The sequence below is a fragment of the Desulfosarcina ovata subsp. ovata genome (assembly GCF_009689005.1).
Taxonomy (GTDB): domain Bacteria; phylum Desulfobacterota; class Desulfobacteria; order Desulfobacterales; family Desulfosarcinaceae; genus Desulfosarcina; species Desulfosarcina ovata.
Window position 1 is genome coordinate 4,247,941 of record NZ_AP021879.1, and the last position, 14,079, is coordinate 4,262,019.

The 14,079-nt window shown below is 59.6% G+C and carries 13 protein-coding genes; 10 read left to right on the forward strand and 3 right to left on the reverse strand.

Going from position 1 to position 14,079, the window contains the following annotated elements; genetic code table 11:
* Window positions 1-18 precede the first annotated feature (18 nt).
* The 6 genes from aroC (at window position 19) to GN112_RS18800 (ending at window position 4,991) form a co-directional block, all read left to right on the forward strand.
* A complete protein-coding gene (aroC, locus tag GN112_RS18775; protein ID WP_155311622.1) occupies window positions 19-1,137 on the forward strand; it encodes a chorismate synthase in 1,119 nt (372 codons plus the stop codon).
* A gap of 4 nt (window positions 1,138-1,141) precedes the next feature.
* On the forward strand, window positions 1,142-2,272 hold the full coding sequence (locus GN112_RS18780) for a pyridoxal phosphate-dependent aminotransferase (protein ID WP_155311623.1): 1,131 nt from the start codon (window positions 1,142-1,144) through the stop codon (window positions 2,270-2,272).
* Entirely contained in the window at window positions 2,269-3,000 is a 732-nt protein-coding gene (locus GN112_RS18785; RefSeq protein ID WP_155311624.1) for a prephenate dehydrogenase/arogenate dehydrogenase family protein, read from the forward strand. Before GN112_RS18780 ends, GN112_RS18785 begins: the two co-directional genes overlap by 4 nt.
* Complete coding sequence (gene pheA / locus GN112_RS18790) at window positions 2,997-3,824, forward strand: prephenate dehydratase (protein ID WP_155311625.1); 828 nt, start codon at window positions 2,997-2,999, stop codon at window positions 3,822-3,824. The genes GN112_RS18785 and pheA overlap by 4 nt, the downstream gene beginning before the upstream one ends.
* Window positions 3,825-3,934: 110 nt before the next feature.
* Window positions 3,935-4,258 carry a DUF6955 family protein gene (locus GN112_RS18795; RefSeq protein ID WP_155311626.1) on the forward strand — a complete coding sequence of 108 codons (324 nt, stop codon included), beginning with the start codon at window positions 3,935-3,937 and terminating at the stop codon, window positions 4,256-4,258.
* Between the two features lie 154 nt (window positions 4,259-4,412).
* Window positions 4,413-4,991, forward strand: coding sequence for a manganese efflux pump MntP (locus GN112_RS18800; RefSeq protein ID WP_231717064.1), 579 nt, complete (start codon window positions 4,413-4,415; stop codon window positions 4,989-4,991).
* Between the two features lie 190 nt (window positions 4,992-5,181).
* Here the strand turns inward: GN112_RS18800 and GN112_RS18805 are convergent, their stop codons facing one another.
* Entirely contained in the window at window positions 5,182-6,516 is a 1,335-nt protein-coding gene (locus tag GN112_RS18805) for a dihydroorotase (RefSeq protein WP_155311627.1), read from the reverse strand.
* A gap of 54 nt (window positions 6,517-6,570) precedes the next feature.
* On the reverse strand, window positions 6,571-6,861 hold the full coding sequence (locus GN112_RS18810) for a hypothetical protein (protein ID WP_155311628.1): 291 nt from the start codon (window positions 6,859-6,861) through the stop codon (window positions 6,571-6,573).
* Window positions 6,862-7,069: 208 nt separating this feature from the next.
* Here GN112_RS18810 and GN112_RS18815 point away from each other — a divergent pair, with 208 nt between their 5' ends.
* Window positions 7,070-9,442 carry a nucleotidyl cyclase domain-containing protein gene (locus GN112_RS18815; protein WP_155311629.1) on the forward strand — a complete coding sequence of 791 codons (2,373 nt, stop codon included), beginning with the start codon at window positions 7,070-7,072 and terminating at the stop codon, window positions 9,440-9,442.
* A 57-nt stretch (window positions 9,443-9,499) separates the two neighbouring features.
* Here GN112_RS18815 and GN112_RS18820 read toward each other — a convergent pair whose 3' ends face one another.
* A complete protein-coding gene (locus GN112_RS18820; RefSeq protein WP_162459006.1) occupies window positions 9,500-11,056 on the reverse strand; it encodes an OmpA family protein in 1,557 nt (518 codons plus the stop codon).
* 233 nt (window positions 11,057-11,289) lie between these two features.
* Here GN112_RS18820 and GN112_RS34895 point away from each other — a divergent pair, with 233 nt between their 5' ends.
* From GN112_RS34895 to GN112_RS18830, 3 genes are all read left to right on the forward strand, one after another.
* Window positions 11,290-11,418 carry a hypothetical protein gene (locus tag GN112_RS34895; protein WP_269434930.1) on the forward strand — a complete coding sequence of 43 codons (129 nt, stop codon included), beginning with the start codon at window positions 11,290-11,292 and terminating at the stop codon, window positions 11,416-11,418.
* A gap of 61 nt (window positions 11,419-11,479) precedes the next feature.
* Entirely contained in the window at window positions 11,480-12,838 is a 1,359-nt protein-coding gene (gene mgtE / locus GN112_RS18825) for a magnesium transporter (RefSeq protein ID WP_155311631.1), read from the forward strand.
* Window positions 12,839-12,851: 13 nt separating this feature from the next.
* On the forward strand, window positions 12,852-14,015 hold the full coding sequence (locus GN112_RS18830) for an MFS transporter (protein ID WP_155311632.1): 1,164 nt from the start codon (window positions 12,852-12,854) through the stop codon (window positions 14,013-14,015).
* Window positions 14,016-14,079: the final 64 nt, after the last annotated feature.

Genomic DNA, 14,079 nt, shown 5'->3' on the forward strand with positions numbered 1-14,079 from the left:
GGTTATTGGAGGAAAACCATGTCCAGTCGCTTCGGAACGCTATTGAATGTGTCCACCTTCGGCGAATCCCACTGCAAGGGGGTGGGGTCGATCCTGGACGGCTGCCCCCCGGGCATGCCCCTGGACGAAAGCGATATCCAGCCGCAGCTGGACCGGCGGCGGCCGGGCCAGAGCCGGCTGACCACCGACCGCCAGGAGGCCGACCAGGTGACCATCTTTTCCGGTGTGGAAAACGGACTCACCCTGGGAACGCCCATCGGGCTGATCGTATACAACAAGGATCAGCGGCCCGGGGATTACCGCGAGATGAGCAAGATCCCCCGGCCCTCCCATGCGGATTACACCTACCAGATGAAGTACGGGATCCGCGCCTCGTCCGGCGGCGGTCGCGCCAGCGCCCGTGAGACCATCGGCCGGGTGGCGGCCGGTGCCGTGGCCGAAAAGATCCTGCGCCTGGGCTGTGGAATCGAGATCGTCGCCTGGGTCAGCGCGGTGAACACCATTGCCGCGGCCGAGGCCGACGTGCATACCATCACCCGGGATATGGTCGACACCAATCCGGTCCGCTGCCCGGACCCCGATGCCGCCCGCCGCATGGAGGCGCTGGTGGCCCAGGTCAAGGAGGAGAAGGACAGCGTCGGCGGCATCGTTACCTGCGTCTGCCGGAACGTGCCGGCCGGCTGGGGCGAACCGGTTTTCGACAAACTCGAGGCCCGGCTGGCCCAGGCCATGCTCTCCATTCCGGCCACCAAGGGCTTCGAAATCGGATCGGGGTTTGCCGGCACCCGCCTGCGCGGGTCGGCCCACAACGACCCTTTCCGGGCTGCCGAGGGGCGCCTGGGCACCGTGACCAACAACAGCGGCGGCATCCAGGGGGGGATCGCCAACGGCGAACCCATCGTCTTCCGGGTGGCCTTCAAACCGCCGGCCACCATCGGCCTGCCCCAAAAAACCGTCGATTTCGACGGCAACCCGGTGGTCCTGGAGGCCAAGGGACGTCACGATCCCTGCGTGGTGCCACGGGCCGTGCCCATCGTGGAGACCATGGCCGCCCTGGTCCTGGCGGACGGCGCCTTGCGCCAGAAGGCCATCATGGGCTTTGATCATCTGCGCCGGTCCAGGCTGGGGGGAGACTGACACCGTGAGACTCTCCAAACGCGTACAGGAAATCGAAGGCTCCCGAACGGCACGCTTCATTCCCCTGATGGCCGAGATGCGGCGGCAGGGACGTTCGGTCATCAGCCTGGCCATCGGCGAACCGTCGTTCGACACCCCGGCACCGGTGATCGCGGCCACCAAAGCCGCCCTGGACCGGCAGGAAACCCGCTACAGCGAAATCCCCGGCCTGACCGGCCTGCGGACAGCCCTGGCCGACCGGCTGGACGGTTGCCGCGCGGACAACATTGTCGTTTTCAACGGATCCAAACAGGCCCTGTATAGCATTTTCCAGACCCTTTTGGATCCGGGCGACCAGGTGATCATCCCCCTGCCCTGCTGGGTAAGCTTCTCCGCCCAGGTCCGCCTGGCCGGCGGCGAGCCGGTGTTCGTTCCCACCATCGATCATCAACTGGACATGAACGCCATTACCACCGCCATTTCCGGCCGCACCCGGGCGATCCTGATCAATTCCCCCAACAACCCCACCGGTGCGGTCTACCCCCGGGAGGCCCTGGAAACAATCGCCCGGTTGGCCGCGGACCGCGACCTCTATCTGGTGGCCGACGAAGCCTACGATTTCTTCGTCTACGATGGCCGCTCGCCGGTTTCGCTTTACGACCTGCCTTTGGTCCGGGAACGGCTGATCGTGACGCGCAGCTTTTCCAAGCACTACGCCATGACCGGCTTTCGCATCGGCTACGCCGTTGCCCCGGCGGATGTGGCCGCGGCCATGATCCGGCTGCACAGCCACCTGACCGGCAACGTCTGCACGTTCGCCCAGCACGGCGCCCTGGCGGCCCTTTCCATGGACGACGGCCTCCTGCGCCGGCGGCGCGAAGAACTGGAAGGCAAGCGGGATCTGGCCCTGAAAGAGATCGAGGGGCTGTTTGCCTGCATCCGTCCCGGGGGCGCCTTTTACCTTTTCGCGGATGTCCGCGGCCATCTTCAGCCGGGAGAGACCTCCGGTGACTTTGCCGCCCGCATTCTGGAGAAAACCGGCGTGGCCATGGTTCCCGGTGAGGATTTCGGCGTGGACGGGCATGTGCGCATCTGTTTCGCAGCTCCGGAAGAACAACTGATTGAGGCGTTCAAACGAATTCGTGAGGTGTTATGAGCAGTATCGGTATTATCGGTTTCGGGCGTTTCGGCAGGTTGACCGCCCACTACCTGGCCAAGGACTTTTCCGTGGCCGTGGCCACCCGCAGCGATCAGCGGGCGGCCATCGACGCCTGCGGCGCCCGGTCGGTGCCCTTCGAGACCGCCTGTAGCCAGAAGGTCGTGATCCTGTGCATGCCCATTTCGGCCATGCGCGACACCCTGCGCCGGGTGGCGCCGCTGCTGCGGCCAGGTACTCTGGTGATGGATGTCTGCTCGGTCAAGGTTTATCCGGTGCAGTGGATGCGGGAGCTGCTTCCCGAAGGGGTCTCGATCCTGCCCACCCACCCCATGTTCGGGCCAGACAGTGCCGCCGATTCGCTTCAGGGCCGCAAGATCGTCCTCTGTCCCGAGCGGATTGCCGAGGATCACTACGACCGCATCCGGCGCTGGCTGGAGAGCAAGGGGCTGGTGGTGATCCGCACCACGGCCGAGGAACATGACGAAAAGATTGCCGTCAGCCTCTCCCTGACCCATTTCATCGGCCGCTCCCTGTCGGCTTTCGGTGCCCGCGACCTGGACATCGACACGGAAGGATACAAGCGTCTCATGCACATCCTGGGCGTGGTCAGCCACGACACCTGGCAGCTTTTTGAAGACATGCATACTTACAACCCATATGCCCGACCCACGCGCCAGGCATTCATCGATGCCATGACCGGCATTCACGAAAGGTTAGACGGATGAAAATTGCATTCCAGGGAATACGCGGGGCATACAGTGAAATGGCCCTACACAGCCATTTCGGCAAGGATGTTGAATCGGTGGGCTGCGATGCCTTTGACGACGTGTTCGATGCGGTGAACAGTGGTGCGGTCACCTTTGGGCTGATTCCCGTGGAAAACACCATTGCCGGCAGCGTGGTGGAAAATTACGATTTGCTTTTTGCCAACGAGGTGTTCGTCATTGCCGAGGTCTACCTGCCCATCCGGCACACCCTGCTTGCCAAGAAGGGGGCCCGGCTCGAGGATATTACCCAGGCCTTTTCCCATCCCCACGCCCTCAAGCAGTGCAAGGAGTTCCTCAAGTCCCAGAACATTAAGATGATGCCCACCTATGACACGGCCGGGGCGGCCCAGGCAGTGGCCGAGGGAGATCGCGTGGATTGCGCCGCCATCGCCTCGGAACTGTGCGCCGAAATCTATGATATGCAGATCCTGGCCAGCGACATCCAGTCCAACACCTCCAACACGACCCGTTTTTTTGTCATCGCCAAAAAAGAAAGCGTACCCGAGGACCTGGTCACCGGCAAAACCACGGTGGCCTTCAAGACCCGCCACTATCCCGGCGCGCTGTTGGATTGTTTAAAGATTTTCCAGAAGTACAAACTCAACCTGAGCAAACTGGAGTCCCGGCCGATACCGGAAAATCCGTGGGAATACGTCTTCTATGCCGCTTTCGAGGCCGGCATCGACCAGTCCGAGGTCAAGTCGGCCATCGGTGAGTTGACCCTGCACGCCGTTTTCGTCAAACTTCTGGGCAGCTACCCGAAAGCGGAAAAGTGCTGGTAAAACAACTCTCAATAGTTGACCTAATTTTCGTTTTCAAATAAAGGAAACTACTTAAACCTCAGTCCAAACGCCAACAACCGACTTTAAAAAAAGGAAAGAAAGGGGACCCCATGGCAGACTATTACATTAATGTGTTTCTGGATGATACGAAAAAGGCCACCATTACCGATGCCGGTCTGGCAGACAAGATCGCGACCGTTGATGGGAAAGAGGCGATCCAGGTGGAAATGAGCAAGAAAGAGCAAAAAAAACTGGTCAAGGGCTTTGCGGATCTCACCTTCAATGACGCCAACGCCTGCGTTCTTCCTGAAGCAGCCGAAACGACACTGCTGGGTATTATCGCCGACACGAAAACCCTGGACGTGATGAAGCTGGCCATCATGAAGCTGTACAACCCGCTCGCCGGAAAGGCACCTCGTTCCGCCCAGCGGTAGCCGCCTAACCACCATCCGATCCGGCGCCCTGCCGTGAAACAGGCTGGGTGCCGGATCGTCTTTATGTTCACCAGAATTTTCGAATCTGGCGACCGTTGCTCCGGGTTATCCTTTCCCAGCCAAATCCGGCCCCAACGAACAGGAACCCATCGCCTTGGAACCCATCAACATTCTGCTGTTGGCCGTGGCCCTGGCCATGGATGCCTTTGCCGTTTCCATTGCCACCGGTGTGGCCCTCAAGTCGGTCAGCCCGCGTCAGACCTTCCGCCTGGCCTGGCATTTCGGACTGTTTCAGGCCATGATGCCGGTCATCGGCTGGAGCGCCGGTCTGACCGTGAGAAGCCGCATCGAGGCGTACGACCACTGGATTGCCTTTGCCCTGCTGGCCTTCGTGGCTCAGGGCATGCTGCGCTCGGCGTTCAAGGGCGATCATGGCGGGGAGGACGCCAAGGACCCCACCCGGGGCCTGACCATGGTGATGCTCTCCGTGGCCACCAGCATCGACGCCCTGGCCGTGGGGCTGAGCCTCTCCATGATCAATGTCTCCATCTGGACGCCGGCCCTGATTATCGGCGTGGTGGCCGGCGCCTTCACCACGGCGGGCATGCACCTGGGCAAGGTGATCGGCAGCGTGGCCATGCTGAGCCGGTGGGCCGAAATGACCGGCGGCATCGTCCTGCTGGCCATCGGGATCAATATCCTTCGGGAACACGGGGTATTAAACTTTTTTTAGGAGTGCCCCGGCCCCCAACTATGGGCGAATGTGTCAAATGCCCAATTAAAAATGCCAAATGAAGGCATGCTGCCGATTTAAGGAAGGTCAAGGCTTCTCCGGAATCTGTAGGAGCGGCCCATGGCCGCGATCTTTTGAATTGCCCCCCATCCTTCAATTGACATTTGGCCTTGGCCGCGAGCGAGCCCAGTTATCGATCAAACTCCAGCCGCTGTCCCGCCGGCAGCGGATCGATGGTTCCTTCCATGTAAGTCAGGTGGCCGGAAACAACGGTGGCCACAACCGTCGATCGAAAGGTGCGGCCGGCAAAGGGGCTCCACCCGCAGCGGTAATGAACCGGCTGGTCATCCACCCGCGTGGGCCGGTTCAGGTCCACCAGCACCAGGTCGGCCCAGTACCCTTCCCTCAAATATCCGCGTTCTTGCACGTCGAACAGCCGGGCCGGCGCGTGGGCCGTACGTTCCACCACCGTTTCCAGCGTCAGTACCCCGTCGTGGACATGCTCCAGCAGGCAGACCAGGGCGTGCTGCGCCAGGGGAAGGCCCGACGGCGCCTTGAGATAGGGCTGCTGCTTTTCCGCCAGGGTGTGCGGAGCGTGGTCCGTACCCACCACGTCAATAACGCCGTCCCGCAGGGCCGTCAGGAGGCCGCTTTGGTCCTGGGCCGTCTTGATGGCCGGGTTGCATTTGATCAGGGTTCCCTTGGCCGCGTAGTCCGCATCCGAGAAAAAGAGGTGGTGAACGCACACCTCGGCAGTAATGCGTTTTTCGTCCAGGGGCTGACCGGAAAAAAGTTCCAGTTCCTTTGCCGTGCTCAAATGCAGCACGTGCAGACGGGTGTTGCAACGCCGGGCCAGTTCGACGGCCTGCCGGCTGGACCGATAACAGGCCGCTTCACTGCGGATGGCCGGATGCAGGGAGACGGGGATATCCTTGCCATGGATCGCCTGATAGTGCCGGGTGGCCGCTTCGATGGTGGGACTGTGCTCGCAATGGGTGGCCACGATCACCGGACTGTGGGTAAAAATTTGCTCCAGGGCGTCGGGGTCGTCCACCAGCATGTTGCCGGTCGAGGCACCCATGAACACCTTGACCCCACAGGCCGATTTCGGATCGAGGCCTTTGATCACTTCGATGTTGTCGTTGGCGCCGCCCAGGTAGAAACTGTAGTTGGCAAACGAGCCCTGAGCGGCAATGCGGTGCTTCTCCTCCAGGCGTTCGATGGTGGTGGTCGAGGGCGAGGTGTTGGGCATCTCCATGTAACTGGTGATCCCGCCGGCCACCGCGGCCTTAGATTCCGAGGCGATATCCCCCTTGTGGGTCAGTCCGGGTTGGCGGAAATGAACCTGGTCGTCGATCATTCCCGGCAGCAGCGCCCGCCCGTCGGCATCGATGATCCGGTCCACCCTTCTGCCGGACAGGTTCGTGGCCAGGGTATCGATACGGCCGCCTCGGATCAGTACATCTTGAAAAACCGATCGGCCTTCATTGACCGTCATGGCATTGGTAATCAGAATCGTCGTCATGGATGGCCTCCCCCGTATGGTCGACTGGGTCCGTTGTGGACCGCTTGGCGCACTTTATCGGTTGCCGGATGGCTTGTCCAGCCGGCGTTCCCCGATTTCTCTGAAACGGGTGATGGCCAGCGGTACACCCGCCGGCCGGCGGTTAAACCTCAGCGCAATCGCATGTAACTCAGGTTTATGTTTATCGAAATCGAAATCGGGATCGGGATCGAAATCGACGATGTATATTGGAATCACTGGTTGCCAAAAGGGCGATAGTTGGTTCCCGGTTTTCCAGTTTCCCATGGCGTCGATTATCATTGATCGCAAGTCGCCAAACATCCAGTCTGCTTGTCTACGTCCCATTTCTTTTCGATTTCGATTTCGATAGCGATTTCGATTTGGATCATAGTAACGATCCGTACGTGATCGCCCTGTAAAGCACATCACATACCAAGGTTATATGCGATGGCCGGCGGTTAAACCTGTGGACACCGACCATGCCAAATGGTAAAGGTAACAAAGGGTTGATTCGCAAGGCCTCCTTTTTTCACCAGCGGACGGAAACGCGCGCGTGATATTCGACTTTTTTAAATACCAACCCCGTTTGCCCGGACTCAACGATTTCCCGTTGGCCGCCTATTCCACGGATTTTTCGCTGGACCGCCTGGTGTTGGGCGTCGACAATATTCGTTGCGATGTTCGCCTGAGTCCCACTTTCTGCAACACAACGGCCAAGCTGGCGGCACTGCTCATTGAACGCGAAACCGGGATCTGGACGCGTCCCGAGAAAGTGCGCCTCAGCGCCCTTGCCAAAGAGCAGGAGAATTTTCGCCATTTGTATGGCCAGATCATGACCGACGCGGTCAACAAAGCCCGGGCCGCAAAAGAAATGCAGGTCGATTTTCTCGCCCAGATCGCCATTCTCAGCATGCTCCATGAAGAGATCCGCAGGCAGTACGACCTGTTGATCAGCTATTGCAAAAACACCATTCGCAAAACCGATCTGGCGCACCAAGAGGACCCGAAACTGGGGCTCAAGCTCAAGGACGACCTGGCGCATGTGCTGGCGATCCGGGAACCGGTACAGCAGAAAGTGGGGCTCGAACTGTGCGACTATTTCAAAGAGATCCGCGAGACCGACATCCGTGAAATGCGCGAGGCGGTTTTCGGCCAGGACCTGCCTTTTCTCTTCGATCTGCTCAGCAATCCCATTGTCCACCGGGACAATCCGTTTAACGACTATTTTATGATCGAGGAGTATGACCTCTGCCTGGGCCGCCGGGTGGACGACCCGGACCGTTACGAAGTGCTGCTCAGTGTGCTGCGCAGCATTTTCGCTTTTCTGGATATGGAGGAATCCGCCGCCGTCCATTGGTCGCTGGACCGGCGCCGCCGGGAAATCAGCGCCGCCGAGCTGCCGGAGGATAAAGAGGCCAGGAAATTCCAACTGCAAAAGATCGACCAATGGATCCGGCACCCCGGCAACATCGACCTGCTGCTTAACCAGGATCTGACCAAAACACAGCTCAAAACCCTCAAGCGGGAGCAGGCGGACAAACAGACCATAGGAAATCACCGCCTGCGCCTGAAGCATCAACGCCTGCTGACGGGCTATTTTTTCCAGCAGTTCTCCCGCACCGGTCTCATGGAGCGCATTACCGCCTCGTACGAAATGCAACCCATGTATCGGGACTATTGCCCGCCGCTGATTCCCCAGCAGGTGCTTCAGTATCTGATTGCCCCAAAAAGCCGCAAGCTGATCCGCAGCCGCCTCAAACGGCTTAAAAAACTGTATGGCAAAACCTTCCGCCTGTGGCCGCTCAACCGCAAGGTGGTCCAGATGGAGCGCATGGGAACCCGCCGCAAAAAGGCCTACCTGGTCCGCTTCCTGAGGGCTTTTTTCCGGTACCACCGGGATTATTGCTGTTTCAACGTTTATCGGCGGGCATCGGAACGCATCAATCTGGTGACCGATAAAAAGATCCTGACGCTCTCCAAGGCCAACCGCACCCTTTACGAATTCCTGCTGCCCCATGAACAGGAGATGGGTGAGAAACCGATCATCAACCATACCATCATCAAGGCCGACCTGCGCGGGTCGACGGATATCACTCACCAGATGAACGCCCGTGGCCTCAATCCGGCCTCCTATTTCAGCCTCAATTTCTTCGATCCGATTACCGACATCCTTGCCGAGTACGATGCCCATAAGGTATTTATCGAGGGGGATGCCATCATTCTGGCCATTTTTGAGCGCGAAGATACGCCCAGCGGCTGGTACAGCGTGGCCCGGGCCTGTGGCATGGCTCTCAACATGCTGATGATCATCAACCGATACAACAAGAAAAGCCAGGCCCATCAGCTGCCGATCCTGGAGCTGGGGATCGGGATCTGCCATCGGGCGGACTCTCCCACCTTCCTCTTCGATGGGGACAACCGGATCATGATTTCTCCGGCCATCAACCTGGCCGACCGGCTCTCCGGCTGCCACAAGTCGGTCCGGCGCATTATCCGCAAAAACATCAGCCCCTTCAATCTTTTCGTTTTCCAGAGTGTCACGGATGAGGAGATGAAGCAGACGGCCGACGATATCCTGCTGCGTTACAACATCAACGGTATCGAGCTGAACGAGGCCGGATTCCGCAAACTCTCCCAGGAGATTGACCTCAAGCCGTATTACGGCGACATCCCCGATCTGGGGCTGGAGAAAGTGCGCCTTTATACGGGCAAATTTCCCACCAAAACCGGACGTTACCAGCGCCTGGTATTGCGCGAGGCCGAGGTGCCGTCGGTTAATCCCAAAGATCTCAGCCAGCTTAACCTGACCCACCGCAAATACTATGAAGTGTGTACCAGTCCGAACCTTTACAAACTCACCCAAAAAATTTTTGGCGGCAAGACGTCCACCCGGAAAAAAGACATCGCTGCGTCGGTGGCCCAATGACACCCGGCATGATTGTCGCGCACCCATAGCGGATCGCCTCCGCGATGGCTGAACCGATCAAATGGGTTTTTCCTGGTGGATGATCAAAATATCAATCCGCCGGTTCATGGCCCGGCCGGCCGCGGTCTTGTTGGAGGCCAGCGGACGCTTGGCGCCGTATCCCACGGCGGTGATGCGGTCCGCCGGCAGGGTCTGGTTGTTGATCAGGTAGTCGCGAACCGCATCGGCGCGCTTCTGGGAAAGCCGCATGTTGCCCTCGTCGGAACCGGTGGCGTCGGTATGGCCCTCAACGGTGACCCGGGGCGCTTCGAATGTGCGGATCGCCTTCTGGGCCTTTCCCAGGAGCGGATAGTTGGCCGGCATGATTTTGCTTTTGCCCACCGGAAATTGCATGGCTTTGAGGCGAATCACCACCTGATTGTCTTGTTTGTAAACCTCGGCTTCATCGCTTTGAAAGTAATCCTGAACGGCCGCGTAGAGCTGGTTGAATTTCCTTTCCGCCGCCAGGCGCTGTTCGGCCGCCATGCGCTGCCGTGAAATGCGCTCTTTGGCCATCTGGTCCTCGCGACTTTTGCCCTCCAAAATGGCCAGTTGCATGTGCAGGGCATCGATCCTGGCCTGGCTCTCTTCCCTCAGGGTCTCCATCTCCGTCTGGAGGGTTTTGTTCTGTTCGGAGAGAAAGCCGCGATCATTTTTCAGTGCGGCCACCAGCCCCACGATGTTGTCCAGCTGGGTTTGCAGATCCTGGTCGCGCATGTCCGAGGCGTCCAGTTCGGCGGTAATGCTGTGCAGATAGGTTTCCAGCAGCAGGGCGGTCTCTTCGGGTGCCATGGTTTTAAACCGCTTGGCCGCGTCGGTGACCGCCATGAGGCGATTGGCCTGAAAAAGGGCATTGGCGGCCTTGGTCCGAATTTCCGTCCTGGCATGCGGGTTGGCCGCGATAAAGGCATCGGCGGTGTTAAGGGACTGGATGGCCTGTTCGTAGGTCTGGGGGGCCATGCGGCGGGAACCGGCGGCCTTGGCCTGGGCGATGCGCGTGTGCACCGTCCCCAGGGTTTTTGCTTTGATGGCGCGGACTTCCAGCTGGCGATAGCCGTTGACGACCGCATCGCGGTTTTTCTCCACATACGGCAGATTGTCCCGTTCGATGGCCCGGGCCAGGTCCATAAAATCATCTTCCGCCTGGCGGTAGGCTTTCTCATATTGGGTCGCGCCGGCGTCTCCGGCCTTTTCGCGGGCCCCCAGAACATCCGCCAGGGTGGTTCGCGAAACCGTGGCCACCACTTCGGCCTTGCGCAAATGGGCCCTGGCAATGCGTATGGCCTCTTCAACATTGGCGGCCGGCTGGCCTTTTTCGGACCGCTTCCGGGCATCGGCAAAGGCCCGGGCCGCCTTTTCGAACCAGCCCGGTGAAAGCAGGTCCAGGTGGGCGTTGCGGGCGGCCGCCATGTCGGCTGCCAGTTGATTGAGGGCTTCGCCTGCGTTTTGCATTGTTGCCATGGTCGCTCCGCTGTTGGCGGCGGGGCCGGGCATCGGTGACTGAACGCATCCGGTAATGGCCGCGCAAACCAGCAATCCGGCGCTCCACCGGAAGATCCATCCGTGATCGTTCATCGATTCTCCTCCATCTCTCATTTTTCAATGTATTCAAAGACTAGGTTATCGGTAAACAAAACCTTTCGTCAATTCCTATTACCGGGTGGGTTCCCGGCGGCGGTCCGGCATTTTTGAGGAAATCCACTTGCTATTTGCCGGCGCTTGCATTAGGTTGGCGGCAAATTCCGGTCCCGGGAAATGAGAAAAGATCGATTCCGGGCCCCAGGAAACCCACACCAAAGGAACGTTTTATGGATGACGCAGGACCTGGCAGTAGTCACACCGCTACGCTGAACACCCAATTTGCCGGCTCCCGAAACGGGGTTGCCCGGCCCCATGCATTGAACGCCCCCCTGTTGACCGCATTTTTCATGCGTTGATTCCAGGCGCCTGATGTCATGCCGGCCGGATGCCGGTTGCATGATCTGAAGGAGGCGCCCCATGATCCTTGCCCTTGAAATTGAACGTCTGGCCGATTGCTCCGGCACCCAGTTGCCGCGAACGACCATCGACGCCCTGAAAAACCTGCACCCGTCGGATATTGCCGAGGCCCTGGAGACCAGCGGCTGCTCACCGTCGCAGCTGGTGGAGATCCTGTTCCAGATTGGCAACCACAAATCCTGTGATGCCTTTGCCCAGCTGGATATCGAAACCCAGCAGGCCTGTCTGGAGGCGACCCATGCCCAGACCATGCTGCGCTTTGTCGAGAACATGGAGCCCGACGATCGGGTGGATCTGCTCAAGGCCGTGGATGAGGACGTGCGCGAGGCCATCATGCCCCTCATCGCCCAGGCCGAACGCAACGATATCCGCCGGCTGTGGAACTACGCGGAAGGAACGGCCGGGGCGGCCATGACCACGGAGTATGCCGTGCTGCCCCAGCACGTTACCGTAGCCGAGGCCCTGGAACAGATGCGCCTGCAGGCGCCCAACAAGGAGACCATTTATACCATCCATATCACCGACAGTCAGCGGCGGCTCCTGGGGATTCTCTCCCTGCGCGACCTGATCATGTCCAAACCCCGGATCACCCTGGATGCCATCATGCAGACCCGCGTGATCAGCGTGCCCCATGACATGGCCGAAGAGGACGTGGCGGCGGTAATTGCCAAATACGATCTTTTGGCTGTTCCGGTGGTGGACGGCGACAACCGGTTGCTGGGCATCATCACCGTCGATGATGTGATCGACATCATGGAGGCGGAAAACACCGAAGACTTTCAGCGAATCTCCGCCGTGGTGCCCTTTGACGAGGGCTACTTCAAGCGGCCCTTGCCGCAACTTTTTTGGAGCCGGTTTCTGTGGCTGGCCGTGCTGCTGTTTACCTCGCTGCTGTCCACCACGATCATGGAAATGAACAGTGCGGTGATCCACCAGATGGTAGCCCTGGCCTTTTTCATTCCCATGGTCACGGGGACCTGCGGCAATGCCGGTACCCAGTCGGCAACCATGGTGGTGCGCGCCCTGGCCCTGGGCGAAGTGGGGCCCGGCGACTTTCTGCGGGTTTTCCGGCGGGAACTGTTCATGGGGCTGGCCCTGGGCATCACATTGGGCCTGATGGCCTATTTTCGGGTCTACCTTCAGGATCAGAACATGTTGCTGGGCTGGACGGTGGGCGTGGCGCTTCTGGCGACGCTGCTCACCGCCAACCTCACCGGTGCCCTGATGCCACTGGTGCTCAAAAAACTGCGGCTGGATCCGGCGCTCACCGCCGGCCCTTTCATCGCCACGGTCATCGATGCGGTGGGCATCTCGCTCTACTTCCAGATTGCCATTCTGCTGATGACTGTCATGAAGTAAAACGGATTCGTGGATGATATCCAATAAGACCACCATCGGCGTCCAGTATTTTCTATACTTCGGTGCCATGGGCGTTTTCTTGCCCTATTTCAACCTCTATTGCCTGAAGATCGGTTTCAGCGGATTCCAGATCGGCACCCTCTCGGCGGTTCGCTCCATGGTGCTGATCGGGTTTTCGCTTTTCTGGAGCATTCTGGCCGACCGCCGAGGGCTGCGACGGCCCATCTACCTGTTTTGCAGCCTTGCCAGCACGGCGCTCTGGTCCCTTTTCCTGTTGACCACCGATTTTCGCTGCATGCTGGCCATTACCATCGTTCACGGTGCGTTTTATGCGCCGCTGATCGCTTTTCTCGAAGCGTTTGCCATGGATGTGCTCGGACGCACCAAAAACCACTATGGCCGAACCCGGGCGTGGGGGTCGATTGCCTTCATCGCGGTGGTCGTGGTGCTGGGGGCGCTGATCGATCGTTTTGCCATGCGCATCATCCTGTTCCTGGTCCTGGCCTTCTCGCTGGTTCAGGCCCTGGCGGCCTTCAGCATCCCCCGCGCCACAGCCCGGCCCCCGGTCTCGGTGTCCGCCGACACCCGACTTCTCTCCGCACCCACGCTGGTCTTTCTGGTGTGTGCCTTTCTCATGCTGGTCAGCCACGGGGCCTACTACGGCTTTTTCTCCATCCATCTGGCCGAGCTGGGGCATGGCGGCGGTTTTATCGGACTCTGCTGGGCGCTGGCGTCGGGGGCGGAAGTGGTGGTCATGATCCATTCCGGGCGCCTGTTTGCCCGTTTCTCATTCAAACGGGTGCTGGTGTTCTCCTTTTTTGTGGCCGCCGTGCGTTGGGGAATCCTCTTCACCACCCGTTCGACCCCGGTAATTCTGGCCAGTCAACTGCTCCATGCCATCACTTACGGCGCCTTTCACATGGCCGGGATTCTCTACATGGACGAACTGGCCCCGCCGGCCGAGAAAACCCTGGGGCAGGCCCTGAACAATGCCGTCACTTACGGCCTCGGGCTCACCGTGGGTTTTTTTGTCAGCGGGGTGCTCCACTCGCCCGGCAACAGCGCGGATCTTTTTCTGTTCAGCGCCGGCGCCGCCCTGGTCGGCGGGACCATTTTCTACGCGTTTCACCGGTGGCGGCCGGCGGTCTCCTCATCCCCAATGGACCCTACCGATTGACAGATCGGCAAAACAGCCCCATCATTTATCGTTCAATGCGCAGAACCATTGGATTTCCAAACGG

Coding starts and splice junctions, on each gene's coding strand:
- GN112_RS18785 (WP_155311624.1), top strand. CDS start 2,269: ATGAGCAGTATCGGTATTATCGGTTTCGGGCGTTTCGGCAGGTTGACC.
- GN112_RS34895 (WP_269434930.1), top strand. CDS start 11,290: ATGGATGACGCAGGACCTGGCAGTAGTCACACCGCTACGCTGAACACC.
- GN112_RS18830 (WP_155311632.1), top strand. CDS start 12,852: ATGATATCCAATAAGACCACCATCGGCGTCCAGTATTTTCTATACTTC.
- pheA (WP_155311625.1), top strand. CDS start 2,997: ATGAAAATTGCATTCCAGGGAATACGCGGGGCATACAGTGAAATGGCC.
- GN112_RS18795 (WP_155311626.1), top strand. CDS start 3,935: ATGGCAGACTATTACATTAATGTGTTTCTGGATGATACGAAAAAGGCC.
- aroC (WP_155311622.1), top strand. CDS start 19: ATGTCCAGTCGCTTCGGAACGCTATTGAATGTGTCCACCTTCGGCGAA.
- mgtE (WP_155311631.1), top strand. CDS start 11,480: ATGATCCTTGCCCTTGAAATTGAACGTCTGGCCGATTGCTCCGGCACC.
- GN112_RS18810 (WP_155311628.1), bottom strand. CDS start 6,861: ATGGGACGTAGACAAGCAGACTGGATGTTTGGCGACTTGCGATCAATG.
- GN112_RS18805 (WP_155311627.1), bottom strand. CDS start 6,516: ATGACGACGATTCTGATTACCAATGCCATGACGGTCAATGAAGGCCGA.
- GN112_RS18820 (WP_162459006.1), bottom strand. CDS start 11,056: ATGAACGATCACGGATGGATCTTCCGGTGGAGCGCCGGATTGCTGGTT.